Origin of the sequence: Puniceicoccus vermicola, assembly GCF_014230055.1 — a bacterium.
Classification (GTDB): Bacteria; Verrucomicrobiota; Verrucomicrobiia; order Opitutales; family Puniceicoccaceae; genus Puniceicoccus; species Puniceicoccus vermicola.
In genome coordinates, this window is sequence record NZ_JACHVA010000126.1 from 152,536 (window position 1) to 170,536 (window position 18,001).

Genomic DNA, 18,001 nt, shown 5'->3' on the forward strand with positions numbered 1-18,001 from the left:
ATGAGGGTGACGGTTGCGGGAATAGATGTAATTGGAGCTCTTATCAATTCTCCTAAGGTATTTTGAGCGTCAGTTGTTTAGGGAGTGTGGCAATTTGTGTGCGCGAACTATCTGACTGAGCTCTATTGTGTCCTGAGGGAGCTCAACTTGTCGATGGTTCGGCCTGCGGCAGATGGAGTGGGTGATTGTCCGTTATCGAGAACCGATTATCTACGCTTTTGATGAGTCGACTTTTTGGGGTGGAGTGCCTGTGGACTCCTTTGGAAATAGTTCAGCCTTGAGTTTTATACCCTTGAGGGGCGAATCGGGATTCTTAAAACGGTTTTTGAGCACTTCCACTACGGCTTCTCCCCACGCGTCATCCTGTGCTCCGGCCTCGGTAACCGATGGGACTAACAGGGAATTCTGCTCATGCCTGCCAAATGAGGCTAGACTGCAGTCTTTGGGGATCGATAGACCGTGATTATGTAGGGCGCGCATGGCACCTACGACACCCGCGGAACTGGCGCAGATGAGTGCCGTGAAATCGACTTTCCCCTTTGTTTTTTGTAAGTGTTTTTCGAGTCCTTCTTTTGCCTTCACGGTGCTGCTTTCTCCGTACTCCGTGTCGCAGGGGATGATGATGCCAGGTTCGAGTTCGAGCATATCAAGCATCGTTTGGAAAATATCGCAGCGATTGTGCATATTAATGGAAGCAGGTTCGTTCACCAGGAAAGCGATATTGCGGTGTTTCAAGGCTTTGAGGTGTTTGATCAGCAAGCTGAGATAATGATGTTCGTCACCGGTAACGTACTCCAATTGGTATGGACTCCCCTCTCGGCCGTAGAGCACCGTTGGTTTCCCGCTCTCCAGAATGCTGTTTAGCCATCTGGGCGTCGATGCGACTAGGCTCGAAAGGACAACGTGAGCATGGGCCTCTTTGTTTGGAGTGATGTCCAAGCTGCTGTTTCCGCTATGATAGTTTTGGACGATAGTGCTCCATCCAGCTTTTCCTAATGCTTTGGCCAGAGAAGCTTCTTTGGTGTCAATTGAGACCTTCGGGTAGAGATCTCGGTGAAATTCTATATATCGAGTGCCTTTCTGCGAGTTGACGAAGACTCCGCTGCCGTGACGTATGGTGACCAGCCCTTCTGATTCCAGTTCGCGCAGGGCTATGTTTAGCGAATGCAAGCTTGTTTGAAACTGCCGGATTAGGGTTCGGATCGAAGGAAGTTTTTGGCCTGGCGGGAGAGTTTCGATCTTTGAGCGTAGGCCCTGAATGAGAAATTCTGACTTTTTCATAACTGTTCGATACACTTTGTATGGAAATCTGTAAAATATATTTGACTGTTTCTTTTGTATTTTTTCTTCTGAGGCATGAAAAATATCCCAGCCTCCTCTCGTTCTATACTCTCAACCATCTGTGTGATTCTGACTTTAGCTTTAGTTTCCTCAGCATCAGTTTGTGCGCAAACTCCTCTGGCATGGTGGGGGTTTGAAGGTAACACCACAGGCACCAATGGTTACGATTTGACCCCGGTCGGCACTTCAGCCAGCGCGTTCGATCCTCCTGCCTCCATGAGCTATGAGACTGCCTCGGGGATTAATGCGGAGAATTCAGGTAGTCAGACCATCGGCTTTGACGGTTCCAGTGTTTTAAAAACCAATGACCCGGCTCTCCGTCTTGGGGGATCTCAAACATTCTGGCTTCGTGTAAATCTCGAGACCATGCCCGCCAACATAGCCTTGATGACTCGCTCGCGTGCTCTAAACGGGAGCCGGGGCATCTCCTTGCAGTTAGTGAATGGAAAGGCTGCCGCCTATGTTTCCTCCGATGGTGATAGTTACGAAGTGGCACTGACCGATAATAGCTACACCTTGCAAACCGGTACATGGTATGACATTTCGCTAGTCTATGATGCGTCGAATAGTGTGGCGCTGTCGATCTATAGCCCCGAGACGGGGAATCTGATCAGCGCAGCTGAGACGACTTCCGATGTGCCCGCATCTATCTCGACGACGAACAATATCGGTAGCGGATATTTTCAAGTCGGAGCCATCAATAATGGTAGTGCCGGAAGCACATGGGCTGTTCCGGACGGAACACAGATTGAATCAGCGGGTGTGTGGGATTCTGCTTTGAGTGGGACGGATATCGCCCGGCTTTCTTCCATTCCTGAACCTGCCAGTTTTGGTCTGCTGATAGGAGTGTTGGGGGCCGCATGGTGTGTTCGCAGACGCTAGCTTGCTCACGTTAGCTCAACCGGACCCCACCTCATCCCTCCATGAAATATTTCCTTCTAGGATTCGTCCGGCTGGCTGCGATATTTTCAATAAGCCCTCTCTGCGCTACGACTTATTATGTAGATGGAGTAGTAGGCGACGACAGCCTCGACGGTCTTGATCGCCGTCAAAGTCTTCGATCCATTCAGGAGGCCGCAAGTCGGGCTGTGCCAGGTGACGAGATATTGGTTGCAAAAGGGGTATATTATGGCCCTATCGAACTCGGAATTAAGGGCACAGTCGATCAGCCGATCAAACTGACTGCGGAGAGTCGGGAAGAGGGGGCTGTTGTCATTACCAGTGCGGATTATGACCTCCGAGAGGGCCTAGAGCGATGGAACCTGGTCGACGAGAAACTGGGGCTTTATCAAGCGGGGTTAAACCGGCCAACTTGCCGGGTTCTGTATTCGGGTGTAGATTTGCAGCCCTATCATTCGTTGGATGGCTTGGAATCCTTTGTCACGAAAGAAGGAGATCCGGGGCCGAGGCACGGATATTTCTACGACGAAGCCTCTGAGAAAATCTATGTTCGGCTCCATGCTTCCGGGGAATATGGTTCGACTGACCCGAATGAGCATACCATGGCAGTGGGACCAAGGACGGGTGGGGGATTTGCAGGGAATGCCTACAATGGGCCACTGTTCTACAATCTGGGACTTTTGGAGCGAGGAGAGAATCACGTTATTATCGATGGATTCACCTTCGAGACGCCGGGTTTTACCGGAGTCTACTGTAATGGTAGTCACGTGACGGTAAGGCATAGCTGGTTTTTGGGTTGTCGCAGTGGTGTCTCCGGGAGGAAAGAGTCTTCGGACGCTACTACCACCTCTAACTACATTACGATTGAGTATTGCGATTACTCGCAATACCCGGCCTTTGAAGATGCCTTGGAGCTGATGCGCTCGGCGAAAAAAGGTAGCTCAAAGTCGCTTCCGATCTATTGGTGGTCTCGCAAGGGGAATGGTGCCGGGAGTAATATGACTTACGAAACAGGCATGACGAATCTCACTGGAAAGGGCTGGGTTCTGCGCAATAACTACATCCATGATGCTTTTGAGGGATTGTCCACCTGGGCCGTTCGTTGGAGCATGGATCTGGAGATTTACGAGAACGTATTCGAAAGGTTGGTAGACAATGCCATTGAGAGTGAGGATCACGCCTCGGGTATGGTTGTTCGAGACAACTTAATTGTGAACGTAATTGAGCCGCTTTCCTGGCAGCCTCTGGGTGGTAAGCCGTGGCCAGGACCTGTCTTCATTTTTCGTAATGTCATTCGTTCCGATGCATGGTTGAATGAATTGGTTGTGAACTCTTCGGGCTGGACCCCTGGTTGGTTTAAGGCTGGAGCCCCTTCCGGTAATTGGGAGGCTCCATGGAATGATCATATGAAAGGGCTCTCACGCGATTCGGTTCGTGCCGCTGGAGAAGGGGTAGTGGTTTTTAACAACAATGTTTTCTTTCCTCTGGGCTATTTCCTGACTCGGGTTCAGCCATCAAGTAGACAGTTCGAGAACTTCTTCTTTTATAACAATCTTGTTCTGGCTAGTGCTTTTGGCAAAGCGCCTGATGAGACGATGCCCGTTGCGGAGTTCATGCACAATGTTTGGATTGAGTATATACCTAGTGATGAGGCAGGGGAGAGCTCAGTGCAGGGCAGTGTATTCTCGGGCGAGGGAGGGATCGCCTTGAGTTGCGTTGGGAAGAGTTGTCGGGAGTCTTACGAGCAAAAGTATTTTCTCAACGGTTCCTGTTGGGTGGGGCTGAGCGGGTCTCCGGTGCCTCAGGCCGCATTGGTCTATCCAGGTGCCGATTCGATTCACGAGATTGGCGCATCATTTGATGGCAAATCTTGGGAGTCACCTGTCGTTGGACCTCAGTGGTAGATCGTGATGGACTATTTTGCATCTTCCAATCAGATCCACCGAACCAGCGGGAAAATGAGGCGGAAAAACGGCTTCTCGTTAGTTGAATTGCTTGTCGTGATGGCGGTTGTCGGGCTGTTGGTGGCTATCACTGTCCCTGTTATTCATTCCATGCGTAAACGCTCAGAAAATACGGAGTGTGCTTCGAAGCTTCGTACTCTCGGTCTCGCTGGTTTGAGTTGGATTAACGAGAACAACGGGAACATGCTTGATTCCATGTTTTGGCGTGCTCCCGTAGAGACGAATTCTGGAACGCTGTTGCCCTATCTCGGTTTTACCAATGACCAACTGGGAACGGAACAACCCACTCCGCTTTCATGCCCTGCCTCTTTCGCAGAGGTTGGTCCGAATCCTGATTGGAATCGGAGTTATTCGATCAATATTTACGCTTGCGCATCGGAAAATAATAAGCGCAAGGAAGATGGGCTCTACAGCCGTAATGTGACTAACATTTTTCAGATTGAGCAGCCCTCTAGAATGGCATTCTTTATGGATGGAAACTTTCTTGCCTCGGGAGCCGCCGAACGTAAGGCCGGAGTTCAGAGCGTGTCCATCCCTTGGAACGAAAACACTAAGACGGGGTTCTACAACCAGCACCCAGGGAATACATTCAATGTTGTTTTCATGGACGGGCACGTGGATTCTCTGACTTTAGAAGATTTGCCTACGGGCTCCGACGTTGAGAAACGCACAAGTCCTTTCTTTGGGAGTCTGAGGTAGGTGGGGTTACTGCCACTCCTCTACACTTACCGGCGGTGGCGATCCTACCGCTCGAGTTGTGGGACGATATTGGGGAGAAAACGGTCGCGATCGTAGGGTAGGTCTTCTTTGGGAGGGATGTCCTCGATCCATTCGCTTCGGAACTCCTCATCGGCGTAGTAGCGTAGGTAGCACTCGGGCAGATCCGTGTCCTCGTCGCTGAATTCGCAGATCGAGAAACGGCAGTTCCATCCGGCACTGACGGGTAAATCGACCGTATTCGAGCGAAGCACCTTTTCGACGAGAGTTCGGTAAAGCTCCTCGTCCGAAAGGTGGTCGGTGTCGTAGATAAAGACCCGCATTGAGGCCAAGGTGAAAAGAAGGAGCCATAGATTCTCGGAGAGATCGATGGGGTTCGACAGGCGGCTCAGAGGAGCCGGGGTAAAATTGCGGTGTTCTTTCAGCAGATCGGCCAGGGGAAACTGGGGGCCGGATTCGATATTCTCAAGATGCTGGAGATGGGCGTCCGGCGAATCGTCGGGTAGATCCTCCGCCGTGTGCTCGGCAATGGGCTTCCCGGTCAGCTCCGCCAGCTCCATCTGCAGCTGAACAATACGAAGAGCTTTTACGATTCCCGATGCGAGTTCGGGGGAGTCGGGTTCCGATTCTTCGCTCATGGGTTTGGAAAGACTGGGAGAATGGGAGTAAGCATCCAATGAAAATGCATGATCCGTCTCTATAGTCCGAAGGAAGCTCTGACAATGTTAAATCGCTCTGATAATGGATCGGTCGGAGTCGGGCTTGCTGGGTGGGAGGGGCACTTGATTCGGCGACCCTCAAGACCATGGGTTCGGGAAATGCCTTATTTCATGCGGCGGCGGTGAGCGAGTGTGAGAACGAGAGCGGCCAAGCCAGCGATCGCCCCGAAGGTCGAAGGTTCGGGGACGGCTCCGACTTCGAGGATAAAGCTGTCAGTGGAGTACCCCGGGTTGCCCGTAAAGGTGCCGTCGCCCGAACTCCAGAGTCCAGCGCTGACAAAGCCTGAGGTGGAGTTCAGCACCAGAGAGCCGGTCTCCTCGGGCGTCGTATAACTAAACCCCACAAAATAGGCCTCGGAGGAATCGTAGTAGGCACTGTCGGCCACAAACGAAGTTCCGCCAACTGTTCCCGAAATCCCTTCATCCCCGACCACGGCAATAAAGATGGCGTGCACCTCATTCGCGAAGCTTAAATCATATCCCCAATCCCAGTCGAAGGCGATCAGCGAACCTCGGTTGCTTCCCGGCCCCGCGGCGGTGCCGGAAATCGCGTAAGCCCCGGTGCTATTGTTGTATTCCAACGTAATGGCTGCCCCAGCGCTGGAACAGAAGAGACCTAAAGATGCGAGTCTGAAGGCAACGGACGTTTTCATTGCGATCATTTTGTCTAAGCCTCGATATTTGCCAAGCTAATATACGATTTTTAGAGGCCTAATCAGGTCTATTCGGTGAACGGCTCTACGGATGGCTCAAGCATCAGCATCTTCTCGGCGTAGCGCTGTCCGAGGAGGATCATGCTGTCGTGGTCGAAGTGCCATCGGTCCATGGCGGTCAGGCCTTGATTGGAGACGACGGCGGTGTGCTCCACTACACTGGGTAGCTGGAGGATCAGCTGATTGAAGAGGTAGTCGCCGGAGGTGTTGATCTGTCCGGCAATGAAGGGAATCTCGGGGGCATCCAGGTCTTCACGGAAATTGCGGATGAGCTGGCTGATTTTGTCGAGATAGGCGGGGTCGTTGGCGTTGGCCTCGCCTTGATGCCAGAGGATTCCTCGAAGCGTGCCATCTTTCAGTGCGATCTTGGTCCGGCGAAGGGCTTCCTGGTAGTATTCACTGTCGCGGGACCATTCTTCTATTTTACTCCCTCCGCGAGCATTCACGACCAGCCCCAGTTCTCGTTCAGGTTGGGCCTCCCTCATTGCCAGAGAGAAGCTGTATCCGGGGTTCATTTTTTGCATGCTTAGATCCTTGCGGATCGTTGAGTAGCGGTTCAGGGGGTTGCTGGCTGGTTCCCATAGGTCTTCGCTATCCAAGAGAAAGACACCGGGGATTTCATGTGCATCAACTGGCGTATACGGTGCACGTCCAGCCATGTTCGATTGACCGATCAGCAAATAGAGATCGAGTTCCTTGGCGGTAACACTCGCGAGCGGGAGGAGGGCGATGAGGAGGATTTTGAATGATTTCACAGCGATTTTGATTCGGTGGGGTTTTCCGGGTCAGAATCCGATTTCGCGCAACCAGCGTTCTGCCAGTGCCCTCCATTGTTCGACGGCGCCTTGCCGCCGAAAGTCGAGGGAGCAAATGCCCAGACCGTGAGAACCTTTGGGAAATACGTGAGCTTCGTGGGGGATTCCTTTCTCCTGGAGTCTTAGGGCCATGCGATAAGCGTTCTCGACAGGCACTGTGGCGTCTTCTTGCGTGTGCCAGATGAATGTGTCCGGGGCTTTCGAGTGGATCCTTTCGGGCCAATTGAGCTCCTCGGAGATAGAGGAGTTGGCGAACCCATTCCCGAGCAGGTTGTGCATGCTTCCCCGGTGGGCAAAGGGGCCCTGGGTATTTAGGACGGCATAGGCCAGGATGCAGGCGTCCGGTCGGGCCGGTATGGTTTGCAACGTCTGATCAGGATCGAGGAGCCAATCTTCTCGATCGAAGCCATTCGCGGTGCAGGCCGCGAGGTGCCCACCCGCGGAGAACCCAATGACTCCGATTTTCGATTCGTCGAGATTCAGATTCTCCGCTTGCTGGCGAAGCCACCGAAGCGTGTAGAGAGCCTGTTGTTGGGGGGCGGGATAGATCGTTTGATTCCGGTTCCCGCGGCTGACCGTGTAATCCAAAACAACGGCGGAGATCCCGATCGAGTTCAGCCAGGCGGCGACCGGAGGTCCTTCCGAGTGAACGACATCCTCATATCCTCCGCCGGGTAAAACGAGAAAGCAGGGAAAGCGCTCCCCATCCTCGAGGAGATGAAGGCCCAGGCGTGCCTGCGAGAGCACGAGATCGTCGGGGTGGAGTTTGTGAGAAGACTCGTTAGACACTGGTGGCAAGCTCGGGGAAGTTTGTGGAGAGAGGGGGATAGAGTGTATTATTCCGGATGACTTCGGAATACCAAATCGCACTCAGCTTGGGAGTCCGTTTGAGCGTTTCGTAGTCCATGTGGATGATGCCGAAGCGGATGCCGTAGCCCTCACCCCATTCAAAGTTGTCCATGAAGGACCAAAGGAAGTAGCCTCGCACGTCGATGCCGTCTTGGATGGCGCGGTGAAGTTCCTTCAAGTAGCTGCGGACCAAGTCGCGACGCTGTAGATCGAGGCACTCGCCGTTCTCGTTGAGGGGTTCGTCGTGGTAGCCGCATCCGCTTTCGGCGATGTAGATCTTTTGGTCCCCGTAGACGTCGCGGATGTGTCGCGGCCCCCAGTAGAGGGACTCGGGCGTGATCTTGAGCCAGTCGACGGAAGCGGTGGGATAGTCCGGAGGGAACGGAACTCGTTCCCGCTGGCCATCCGCGCCGGCTCGAACGTAGTAGCCCCAGTAGATATTCAGGCCGATGAAATCACACTCCGCGGTAATGAGCTCGAAGTCGCGTTCTTGCACGGTGGGGACGTTCTCCTCCCCAAATTTTTCGATGTACTCGGTCGAATATTCGCCCCGGTAAATTGGATTGAGAACGCGCATGCTATCTTCAATGAAGCAGGCCTGGGCGGCGTCGATGTCCCCTTGCGATTCGCTGAGGGGAATCGGGACGAGTGGGTTGTCCACCAAACCGACAATACTGCCTTCCTGGCCGTATTCGCGAACGGACCGCACCGCGTGGCCGTGGCAGAGAAGGGCATGGTGGAAGGTCTGATTGACGGTCTTAAGATCACAAACGATTCCGGGGGCGTTGCGTTCCATCCCGTAAGCGCGCTGCGTGAAGGCCACGATTTCGTTTAAGGTGAACCAGTGCTTTACGCGACTGCTGAAGGCCTTCACCACCGTTTCGGCGTAGCGGGCGAAGGCGTTGACGGTTTCGCGGGACCGCCAGCCTCCGAATCGTGCTTCCAGCGACTGGGGAAGGTCCCAGTGAAACAGGGTAACCCAAGGGGTGATGCCATTGGCCTCCATTGAGTCAAAGAGGCGGTGATAGTAATCGAGCCCGGCCTGGTTGACGTCGCCATCTCCCTCGGGGTAGATGCGGGGCCAGGAAATGGAGAGACGATAGTGCTCAATCCCAAGCTGGCGCATCAACGCGAAGTCCTCCGGGAAGCGATGATAGTGATCGCAGGCAACGTCCAGATTGTCTCCATTCTTAATCTTTCCCGGCACTTTCGCATAAGAGTCCCATACGGATTCGCCCTTACCGTCCGCATAGGCGCCTCCTTCGATCTGGGCGGCGGCGGCGGCGACTCCCCATTGAAAGGTTTCGGGAAAAGCGTATCGTGTAGCGTGGTGGGTGTTTGCGGTCATATCGATGAGGGGATGGGTTATTGGTCGTTGGATGCGACTTTGGGCTCGGGAGCGGGAAGGGTGGCGGCATGCGGCAGCACACTTCCGTCCCAGGTGGTGATGTGATAGTTTGGGAGGCCGATGTACGCAGAGGCTTCCTGATCCGCTGACCGGGAGTTCAACTCCAAACGGACGCGATAGGAGGCTTGGGAGGGTTGGAAGATGGTCTTTGCCTCTTGAATCGGTCGATGTACGGCTGGTACGAATTCGCTTTCTGTGGGACAGTCCAGAATCAATTGCTCATCGAGATAGAATCGGCAGCCCTCGCGGGCGAGGGCGACGAATCGGCAGCCGTTTCGCGATTCCGGTCCGACGGTCCAAGTCCATTCGGCACCACCGGCTTCCAGGACTTCCCGCGGTAATTCTCCGTTGGCCCAGGGGACCGGTGACGTCTCTCCGCGGGGGAGGATCCCAATGGTTCCGGGGAGGTCGTTCAAATTCACCACCGGAATTGCCGGTAATGCTGGGAGCGGTGTCAGTGACTGTTTGGCAAACTTTTTCTGAAGCTTCAGGGTGCGGTCGGTGAGGTCTGCGAGAGTCTCCGCTGCCTGGATGCCGATGATCCCGGGGCCGATGAAGACTCCATCACCAATCGGTGTTTTCCATCGCTCGTCGATTCCTTCCGGGCCGATCATCATGCCCAGTGTGGCGCCGACGGTAGCAGCGGTGCAGTCGGTGTCGTAGCCGCAGTTTGTTCCGAGAAGGAGCGACTTGTCGAAATCACCATCCCCGTAAAGCAGTGCCCACCCGATGAGCGCGAGATTCAAAGGAGCGTGGGTGAAGTTCTCCTGCCCATGCGTAGCCACGATCTCATGGTAGGCGTTCCATTCGCGGTGCCCGTGTGCATGGAGGTCGAAAGCGAGTTGGAGGGCTTTTGCGGTTTCGGATTGGGGGTCAATGGCTTCGAGAGCTCTTCGAAGAGCGTTCCGGAGTTCGACGTTGTCGAGGATCAGTGATTGAAGCACGGCGAGAAAAACCTCGCCGGCAATCCCCTCCCGGCCGTGATCGAGGGAGGCGTCGAGCCTCGCGTAGGCAGCGGCGTGTTCAGGTTTTCCGGCGCAAAGGATTGCCCAGATCTCGGAACGGATCGGAGAGCCCATGCTGGAGCCAAACCAGTTCTCGAAGGTGCCGACGGCTGCGGTTGGGACGCCGCGGCGTAGATTCCAACGGCAGCGGCCGTATTCATCCCACATGTAGTGAATGTGGTCGATCCATGCTTGCCGGAAATCCTCCTGAGTGAGTTCGAAGCCCTTCTGTTCGAGTAGGTGTAGCCACACGAGTTGAAGTTCGAGATCATCATTGGGCGGAGCGATTGTCGGAACCGGATCGTAGTAGGTGAAATTGAGTGGGCCGATGTCGCCTTCTGCGGAAAGGCCGATCGTGCCTCCAATGGACTTGCCGAGCCAGCAGCCTGCGACACTTTCTTGCAGTGAGAGAGTTGTTTGCTTTTGTGTCATGAAGCGATGCTTAGTGTGATGCGAGCGCGCTCGTCGTTGCCGGCAGTTTGGCTTTGCCTGCGATTAAGTGGGAACGCACGGATTCGTAGTCGATTTGGTTGGCTGGAAGCTTATTCTCGACCGCGACTGCGGCCATCGTTCCGGCGGCCTGACCGATGGCCATAGCGATTGGGCTGACGCGAAAGGCGGCCATGGCTTCGTGGGTGGCACTGATACAGCGTCCGGCGACGATCAAATTATTGGGCTGTTTCGGCAGGAGGCAGCGCATCGGAATTTGGTACTTTGTGTTGTCGGCTAGATGATTGGAATTGGTTTCGACTTTATCGGGCGAGTGAATGTCGATGGGATAGCCACCCAGTGCGATGGGGTCCGGGAATGAGGTCTCGTTGAGCACATCCTCTGCGGTCATCGTATAGAGTCCTTCAATACGTCGTGTTTCCCGGATGCCTATCTGAGCCGCGCCGTCCATCTGGATCGCATTCTCAAAGCCTTTACAGTGTGTCTTGAGGAAATGGAATATCTGCAGATTTTGTTTGCGGCCAATGACTTCCGCTTTGCTCAAGTCATATGGATTGGTTCCGTCGAGTCCTTGGATACGTGAAGTATTCACAATGACGACCCCAGGTGTGGCCGTCTCGAAAAACAGAACAAACTCACGGGGCACATCCACTTCACCGCGTGCTTTGGCTGCTTTCCAAGTCTTGGTATAAGCTTTGAGACTGACGCGTGGCGTTTCTTTGAGTCGGCGGAGACCTTCTTCGGCTCCCAGATCGAATTCAAAATCGTCCGGATCATCGAAAACGCTTTGGCGAACGGCGGCCATGTCAACATTGCCGATTTTTAAATTCATGGTCATCGGCTGCGTGGCGTTGTCACCCGGTCGTCCCAAGGCAAATTTAGCGCCGAGAGCAGCCGATAAGTCACCGTCACCTGTGGCATCGATGAAGACCTTCGCCTCGTAGCGTTGTAGGCCAGCTTTATTGCAGAGTGTGATGGTGCTGACTTGACCCGAATCGTCCTTTTCGGCGCAGGCAAAGTGTGTGTGGTAGAGTAGGTCGGCACCTGCTTCCAGTAGCATACTTTCCAGCTCGATCTTGAGTGCCTCGCTGTCGAAGGGAGTGACGGTGCTGCAGTAAGTGACGCTATCCGGGATGTGGCCAGGGCTGGCGTTTTTCTGCATCAGGCGTTGAATGAGTTCTTCCGCCTGTCCCATGACGACTTGCTCTCCAGCTGGGTTGTGAAAGCTCATCATGGGACCCACGCCCATGGCCGTGAGAGAGCCGCCAAGGAAGCCGTGTTTCTCAACGACAAGCACTTTCTTACCCTCACGAGCCGCTGCGATTCCGGCGTGCGCGCCCGATGGGCCGCCGCCCATCACGATGACGTCGTAATGATACTTTGGTAAATTTGTGGAATCAGACATATTCAATGATTAATGGAAGCGGCGAGCGATTTCGCCTTCATGCGCTTCCCTCCAATGCGAAGGAGGGCTCCGATGGTCAGGACAAAGCCCGCAACGAAGAGAATGCAGAGACGATTGAAGAGGTCGTTGGGGGCCAGGAGAATGAGGAGGATGAGGGCACCGACCGTGCAGACGGCTTTGGAGATGACAAAGTATTGCTCATAGTCGACCTCTGCCTCTCCCACCTCGTTCTGATAGTCGATTGGAGTGTGCATGTTTATGAAGAAGGCCCGGACATCGGCTTGGGACTTTTCGCTGGAGCGTTTCGACAGGATCAGGCAGACGATGGCTGCGACGGTGCCGAAGAGCATGATCCAGATCGCGCGTTCCTGAACGGTCCAGGCGTTCTCGAACATTTTTTCGTCGATGAAGGACCAGATTGACGGGGCGAGGCAGGCGAAGAAAATGGGGAAGTACGACCACTTCGGCAGCCTCTTTAGCCAGAGTCCCAGAAACATCGGAAACGACATCGGAACGCCGATGACCGAAGCCACGGTCAGGCTCGCGTCGAAAAGGGTGATCTGGCTGTAGAAGACGAAGAGTAATGCGTAGCAAACGATAAGAGTGCCGAGAAAGATGGTTGCGATGTGGCAGATCCGCATTTCGACCTTTTGCGAAAGGGGTTCGGTGCGGCCCAGGGCTCCCCGCAAACGGGGAATGATGTTGCGGACGATCGCCCCCACTTGGCTGTTGAGTCCGGTATCCATGCTGCTCATCGTAGCGGCGAACATGGCGGCGATCAGCATGCCCAGCAGCCCATTGGGCAGGAGCTTCATGGCGATGAAGGCGTAGGCGCTTTCTGCAGGCTTATCGAGTCCGGAGTTGAGAATGTCGGCCTCAAAGAGAAAGCGGGCGATCATCGGCGGGATAAACCAAACGGCACTTCCCAGAGCCATGAGGACGAAAGCCAGCCAGGAGGCGCGTGAGGCTTCCTTGCCATCGCGGGCGGAGATGAAGCGACCCGCAGCAGAGAGGCTGAGTTGGGAGTTTACCTGCATCAGGAAGATCGCGACGGCCCAAAGCCAGGTGTATCGGTTCCCGGGAAAGGCACCGCTTTCCTTGATGAATTGGAAGTCTTCTGCGAAGCGGGGGTCCTTGAAGAAAGAGAGAAACTCGGGGATGCCGCCAATGGCCCGCAATGACAGAAAGCATACCAAAAGGGTAATGGAGAGCATGACCATGGCCTGCACGAAATCGGTCGCCATGACCGCCCACTTTCCGCCCGAGGTCGAGTAGAAGGTGACGATGACCGCAATCGAGATCATGACGGGAATGAGGGGCAGCCCCATCACCGTGCTGGCAAAGAGGGAAAGGGCGTAGAGTTGGATCGCTGCGGTTATGGGACCGATCAAGACTCCGAAGCAGGCGCCGAACTGCTCGACGGGCACTCCAAATCGCGTCCGGATGACATCCGCGGTTGTGTAGGCGCGGGTCTGGCGCATCCACGGCCCGATGAAGAGACCACCACAGGCGAAGCCGGCACAGTTGGCGGCGTAAATGACGAGCAAGGAAGGGCCTCCCTCGAAAGCGGCGGAAGCATTTCCGGTGAAGGTGAAGGCACTGATCGCTGACATGAGAATACTCGTTCCGATCAGCCACCAGCTTCCTTGGCCACCTCCGCGGACAAAGTCACTTAAATTCGTGGTGAACTTCTTGAAGTAGGCCCCAAGAGCCAGAAGAACCCCGAGGTATACGGAGAGGGTAAGATATTCGATGATCATTGGCGGACGCTCGGTTTAGAACCAATCGAAGAGTCTTTCGAAGAACTCTTTCTGCTCCTCTGCCTCTCCTTTGGGTTTGTCGTGAGCGGTGGGTTCGATTGCTTTGGGGCTGAGGCGGGTGATGAATTCGGCTTGGCGGGTGGGGGCGGTTTCGATGTAGAAAACGGTGTGTGTGGCGGGAGGCTGTCCGGGGGCCTTTGCGATGAAAAGAGTGAAGGGGCCTTCATATTGAAAGGTGAGGTTCAAGATCAGTCCGCCCTTAAAGGTGACCGGGAGGGTGATGGAGTCTGTTACTGGTGAGGAAAACAGTTCGGACCAGTATTGATATTGTGGGGGCCGTCCAGCGGTGAAGGTGTCGGGATCGACTGGTGCGAATGAATCGCCGGGATCGACGCTGCCCTCAAGGTGTAGAGTCATGCCAAGCACCTCCGGTTCGGCGGAGTTTTCGCTTATTTCGACGATTGTGGTATCGATTAAGGTGTCGCCGTGGATGCTTAGTGTGCGTTGGGCGGAAGCGTTTTCACGGTACTCCGGTTGCGCCGCGGTGACCGATGCATCCGCTTCATCGAAGTGCAGTAGCGTTCCGCGTTTCCAAGGGATTTGTCCCAGCCCGTTAATGAGGGGAACATTTTGCGCAAGTCCCAGACGGTAGTATCCCGTATACATGGGGGAGCTGTAGCCGACGGTGCCCGCATCCTGAGAGATCATGGTGTTTCCATAGGAGGCGGACCAATTCAGTGCTTCCGCCTGAGCATGAGAGCGATTGAGTTGTCCGTAGTGAAAAAAGATTTGCCAGAGGCCTTCCTTGATGAGGGCGAATCGGGAGGACTCCAAGTTCCGGGTTACAACTTCGGGGAGTTCCGGTAGGGTGGGCGCGTCCGAGGGAAGAATGGCGGCGGGTGGATCGATCAAGGTCTCCCAGCTTTTCTGTTCAAGAGCATTGTTCAGCCCAAGGTAGGTCGGCAAAATTCGGTAGGTGCGGGTGAGCCATCCCGTGGATGCGCCCGGGATGTTGGTGTTGTCCGCAGGGTTGGGGAGTTTATTGTTGGGGAAGCGGAGAGCCAAGGGGGCAAGCATCATGTTTTGCGAGATCTCCGCTTCTTCCTGGAGCAATTCTCCTTGTCCGAGAAGCCCTGTGAAGGTGAAGAGGGAGTTGGAGGCCATCATGATGAAAGAGTTGTATCCCATTGATTGCTCATACCAGAGGTAGTCAGAGGTGACGCCTCGTGAAAACTGGGCTCTCAGACCATATTTCGAATCGACAGCCTGCTTCCAAAGATCCTCGTCATCGTAGAGGAGGGCTATTTTGGCTTCGGTAGCGCGCTGCCAAGTCGCGATGTTGTGAATGGTTTGGTAGCTTTTGCTGAGGAGTTTAGCCTCAGGTTTGAAGAGGTTCTCGAACCAGTTCTGGCGGCGTTCGGGACCGGCATAGTCAAAGACGAGGCGGGCGGCGTCGATTTGCCGGGATATGATGACCGCATCGTCGAGGCTCTGATAGCCGAGATGGGAGTGTTTTTTCTGGTCGACCCCGTTTCCCCACGAGTCGTAGTGATCGGCATAAAAATCGAGTTGGGAGGCGACCCATTCGGCGTATTCCGGGTCCTCGGTGATATGATACACGTAAGCCGCCTCAATCAGCATTGAGGCGTGATTTTTTCGGAAGGCGCCCACCCAGGCGCGAAACAGGGTCGGGGTGATCTCGACGCGGTCTCCGGTCTTGCTCACGAAGAAGTCGATGTCTTCCCCCGGGACATCCTTGGTCCAAACGAGGAAGGAGTTGTCCTGGGGGCTGATGAAAGCGTGGTTCCAGCCAGCCTCCCATCCTGCGCGGTCTTCATTGTTGGCGATCCAATCGTCGACTTCCGCTTTCTTCTCCTCAAACCACTGACCCCATTCGGGGTCTTCCTGGATGAGATAGCGAGCCTGTTCCCAATTCTCTTCAGGCTGACGGAAGGCAGAACCATCTGGTTGCAGCACTTTGAGTTCTGAGAAATCAGCACTCGGCTTTTTTTTTTCAAATGCGATTAACGTATTCGCATCACCAGTCCAAGCCGGCGCTTTCGTCGAGGCCTGGGTACTGGGGTTTGCCTCCACTTCATCTCTTGAAGCTGGTTTCAGGACAAAATTATCAAAGGCCGCCTTAACTAGGTTGCCATTGAAAGAGTGAATCCAAATGTCCACTGAATTCGCGTTGTCCGGAGCGGTGGCCGCGAGTGAATGGGATTCCCAATCTTTTGCGGTGATGGTTCGCAGGATTTCGATATTGTCCTTCGCTTGAATCCTTCGGCCGATAGCATCGTAGAACTGTAGATAGACTGCGATGCCCGCACCATCGATAAGCTTGGCATCGAAATCCAGTTGGTAGGAATGGCCTGATTGGATGCTGATTTTCTCGGATCGAACGTCGCTGCCGCGCTGATTGTCTTGATCGTCCACGAGTAAGCCGAGCGTGCCGCTTTTTGCTGCTGACGGATCAACTTGGCTCATTTTGTCACGAATGATCCATCCTTCGCTGTTGTTTTCGAAGTCGGGGTTTTTGAGTGGAAGGGGTGCTTCCTGGGTCAACTCGAAGTGGTCGAAGTAAGCTTTGACTCGATTTCCATTGAACGAGTGAATCCATATTGCGAGTTTGGCAGTGCCTTCGGGGGCGGTTGCGCTGAGCGAATAGCGATCCCAGCCCTCTGCTCTTTGGGGAACCACTAGCAAATTCTCGTTTTTGAGTTTTGAGTTTGTGAGTAGTGTCCCGCTTTCGTCGAAATATTGGATATATACGGCGATTCCCCCTCCGTTGACTATTTTCGCATCAAAAGAGATGCGGTAGAGCTCGCCCGCATGTGCTGGAATGCAGGCAGAGCGCACGTTGCTCCCGTTTGAGCTGTCCTGGTCATCGACGACGAGGCCACGGTGTCCCTGATGAGCGGCTTCTGTCTGGACCGAGCTCATGCTGTCCAGGATGGACCATCCCGAGCTGCCTTCTTCGAAGCTCGGGTTTGTTAGACTTAGGCTGCTCGCGACTGCTGTGGATGCGAATCCTAGGAGCGCATAGAATGGGCTGTATTTCATAGGAGGATATCTGCCAATTGCACGATGGGTTAGTGCATCGCCCTTTGTGGTGATGCTTTATTGCTATCATGGCTTTCGAGCTCGGTATTTCGAAAGTTCGACGAACTCTGCCGGTGATGTCAGTGCAGTTAGCTTTTTCTGCGGCGACGAACTGACGCAATTGCTGCGAGGCTAACGATTCCGAAGGCGATCGCTGCCTGGCTCGGTTCTGGGATGGCATTCACCGTGATGTTGTCAAGCCGGATGACGTGATTGGAATTGAGGCTGCCATCGCTGGTGACGTAAGTGTATAGGCGAAAGGTGATCGTGGAGTCGATGTCTTGGAAGCTGCTGATGTCGGCGGAGAATTCACCCGTTCGGTTCGATCCTGAATTCGCATCAGTAGAAGGTGTTGAAATGCTGCCTGTGCCGATGTTGGAAACGAATCCATCTTGGCTGGAGCGGAGGAGGTAATGAGCTTCGAATGAATTTCCTGGATCCGAGCTACTAATGACTTGAGCAGTGATATCAGCAGTAAGGGTTCCAAAGTCAGTAGCTGAGCTCGGAGTCAGCGTGAATTCAAAGTAAGTCTGTCTCGTGTCGACGGCAATGCTTTCACTGGTGCCGAGGATGCGATCGCTTCCACCCGGTGCTTGAAATACCCGAGCAAAGAGGTCTTGTCCGCCTGAGGAACGAGTATAAGTGTTGCCGCTGGGTGAAAAACCACTGAAAGATCCGTATGAAACAGCAGATGCTGTGATGCCGGGTGCCTCTTCAGTGGCTTCGAGATTCGAGCTGAAGTCCCATTGGGCCAAAATTTGGGCATGAGCAATGGGCGCTGAAAGAGCCAGCGTGGCGATCAAGGCTGAGGTGTAGATGCAGGATGTCGTTTTCATTCTATCTTATTCTCTTGG

The 18,001-nt window shown here is 54.3% G+C and carries 14 protein-coding genes; 3 read left to right on the top strand and 11 right to left on the bottom strand.

All coding sequences use genetic code 11. The features are described from left to right. Positions 1-210 precede the first annotated feature (210 nt). Positions 211-1,281, bottom strand: a complete 1,071-nt coding sequence (locus H5P30_RS16585; protein WP_185694031.1) for a GntR family transcriptional regulator — start codon at positions 1,279-1,281, stop codon at positions 211-213. 276 nt (positions 1,282-1,557) lie between these two features. Between H5P30_RS16585 and H5P30_RS16590 the strand changes: the two genes are divergently transcribed. The 3 genes from H5P30_RS16590 to H5P30_RS16600 are packed head-to-tail and all read left to right on the top strand — an operon-like array spanning position 1,558 to position 4,904. Further along, a complete protein-coding gene (locus H5P30_RS16590) occupies positions 1,558-2,223 on the top strand; it encodes a PEP-CTERM sorting domain-containing protein (RefSeq protein ID WP_185694032.1) in 666 nt (221 codons plus the stop codon). A gap of 41 nt (positions 2,224-2,264) precedes the next feature. Further along, positions 2,265-4,145, top strand: coding sequence for a hypothetical protein (locus H5P30_RS16595; protein ID WP_185694033.1), 1,881 nt, complete (start codon positions 2,265-2,267; stop codon positions 4,143-4,145). A 54-nt stretch (positions 4,146-4,199) separates the two neighbouring features. After that, positions 4,200-4,904: a prepilin-type N-terminal cleavage/methylation domain-containing protein gene (locus H5P30_RS16600; RefSeq protein WP_185694034.1), complete on the top strand. Its 705-nt coding sequence runs from the start codon at positions 4,200-4,202 to the stop codon at positions 4,902-4,904. A 44-nt stretch (positions 4,905-4,948) separates the two neighbouring features. Here the strand turns inward: H5P30_RS16600 and H5P30_RS16605 are convergent, their stop codons facing one another. The 10 genes from H5P30_RS16605 to H5P30_RS16650 all read right to left on the bottom strand — a co-directional run bounded on the left by H5P30_RS16605 (position 4,949) and on the right by H5P30_RS16650 (position 17,983). Beyond that, entirely contained in the window at positions 4,949-5,560 is a 612-nt protein-coding gene (locus H5P30_RS16605; protein WP_185694035.1) for a hypothetical protein, read from the bottom strand. Positions 5,561-5,745: 185 nt separating this feature from the next. After that, positions 5,746-6,294 carry a hypothetical protein gene (locus H5P30_RS16610; RefSeq protein ID WP_185694036.1) on the bottom strand — a complete coding sequence of 183 codons (549 nt, stop codon included), beginning with the start codon at positions 6,292-6,294 and terminating at the stop codon, positions 5,746-5,748. Between the two features lie 68 nt (positions 6,295-6,362). Beyond that, positions 6,363-7,109, bottom strand: a complete 747-nt coding sequence (locus tag H5P30_RS16615) for a sialate O-acetylesterase (protein ID WP_343075448.1) — start codon at positions 7,107-7,109, stop codon at positions 6,363-6,365. A 30-nt stretch (positions 7,110-7,139) separates the two neighbouring features. Next, entirely contained in the window at positions 7,140-7,958 is an 819-nt protein-coding gene (locus tag H5P30_RS16620; RefSeq protein WP_185694037.1) for an alpha/beta hydrolase fold domain-containing protein, read from the bottom strand. Beyond that, positions 7,951-9,366 carry a GH1 family beta-glucosidase gene (locus H5P30_RS16625; protein ID WP_185694038.1) on the bottom strand — a complete coding sequence of 472 codons (1,416 nt, stop codon included), beginning with the start codon at positions 9,364-9,366 and terminating at the stop codon, positions 7,951-7,953. Before H5P30_RS16625 ends, H5P30_RS16620 begins: the two co-directional genes overlap by 8 nt. A gap of 17 nt (positions 9,367-9,383) precedes the next feature. Further along, entirely contained in the window at positions 9,384-10,862 is a 1,479-nt protein-coding gene (locus H5P30_RS16630; RefSeq protein ID WP_185694039.1) for an ADP-ribosylglycohydrolase family protein, read from the bottom strand. Between the two features lie 10 nt (positions 10,863-10,872). After that, positions 10,873-12,285, bottom strand: coding sequence for an FAD-dependent oxidoreductase (locus tag H5P30_RS16635; RefSeq protein WP_185694040.1), 1,413 nt, complete (start codon positions 12,283-12,285; stop codon positions 10,873-10,875). A gap of 2 nt (positions 12,286-12,287) precedes the next feature. After that, positions 12,288-14,045, bottom strand: coding sequence for a sodium:solute symporter family protein (locus H5P30_RS16640; RefSeq protein WP_185694041.1), 1,758 nt, complete (start codon positions 14,043-14,045; stop codon positions 12,288-12,290). Positions 14,046-14,060: 15 nt separating this feature from the next. Next, positions 14,061-17,108, bottom strand: a complete 3,048-nt coding sequence (locus H5P30_RS16645) for a carbohydrate binding domain-containing protein (protein WP_185694042.1) — start codon at positions 17,106-17,108, stop codon at positions 14,061-14,063. A gap of 128 nt (positions 17,109-17,236) precedes the next feature. Continuing rightward, entirely contained in the window at positions 17,237-17,983 is a 747-nt protein-coding gene (locus tag H5P30_RS16650; RefSeq protein ID WP_185694043.1) for a hypothetical protein, read from the bottom strand. Positions 17,984-18,001: the final 18 nt, after the last annotated feature.

What these genes read in the sequence shown, in the direction of transcription:
- H5P30_RS16585 (WP_185694031.1), bottom strand. Translation starts at nt 1,281, where the DNA reads ATGAAAAAGTCAGAATTTCTCATTCAGGGCCTACGCTCAAAGATCGAA.
- H5P30_RS16590 (WP_185694032.1), top strand. Translation starts at nt 1,558, where the DNA reads ATGAGCTATGAGACTGCCTCGGGGATTAATGCGGAGAATTCAGGTAGT.
- H5P30_RS16595 (WP_185694033.1), top strand. Translation starts at nt 2,265, where the DNA reads ATGAAATATTTCCTTCTAGGATTCGTCCGGCTGGCTGCGATATTTTCA.
- H5P30_RS16600 (WP_185694034.1), top strand. Translation starts at nt 4,200, where the DNA reads ATGAGGCGGAAAAACGGCTTCTCGTTAGTTGAATTGCTTGTCGTGATG.
- H5P30_RS16605 (WP_185694035.1), bottom strand. Translation starts at nt 5,560, where the DNA reads ATGAGCGAAGAATCGGAACCCGACTCCCCCGAACTCGCATCGGGAATC.
- H5P30_RS16610 (WP_185694036.1), bottom strand. Translation starts at nt 6,294, where the DNA reads ATGAAAACGTCCGTTGCCTTCAGACTCGCATCTTTAGGTCTCTTCTGT.
- H5P30_RS16625 (WP_185694038.1), bottom strand. Translation starts at nt 9,366, where the DNA reads ATGACCGCAAACACCCACCACGCTACACGATACGCTTTTCCCGAAACC.
- H5P30_RS16630 (WP_185694039.1), bottom strand. Translation starts at nt 10,862, where the DNA reads ATGACACAAAAGCAAACAACTCTCTCACTGCAAGAAAGTGTCGCAGGC.
- H5P30_RS16635 (WP_185694040.1), bottom strand. Translation starts at nt 12,285, where the DNA reads ATGTCTGATTCCACAAATTTACCAAAGTATCATTACGACGTCATCGTG.
- H5P30_RS16640 (WP_185694041.1), bottom strand. Translation starts at nt 14,045, where the DNA reads ATGATCATCGAATATCTTACCCTCTCCGTATACCTCGGGGTTCTTCTG.
- H5P30_RS16645 (WP_185694042.1), bottom strand. Translation starts at nt 17,108, where the DNA reads ATGAAATACAGCCCATTCTATGCGCTCCTAGGATTCGCATCCACAGCA.
- H5P30_RS16650 (WP_185694043.1), bottom strand. Translation starts at nt 17,983, where the DNA reads ATGAAAACGACATCCTGCATCTACACCTCAGCCTTGATCGCCACGCTG.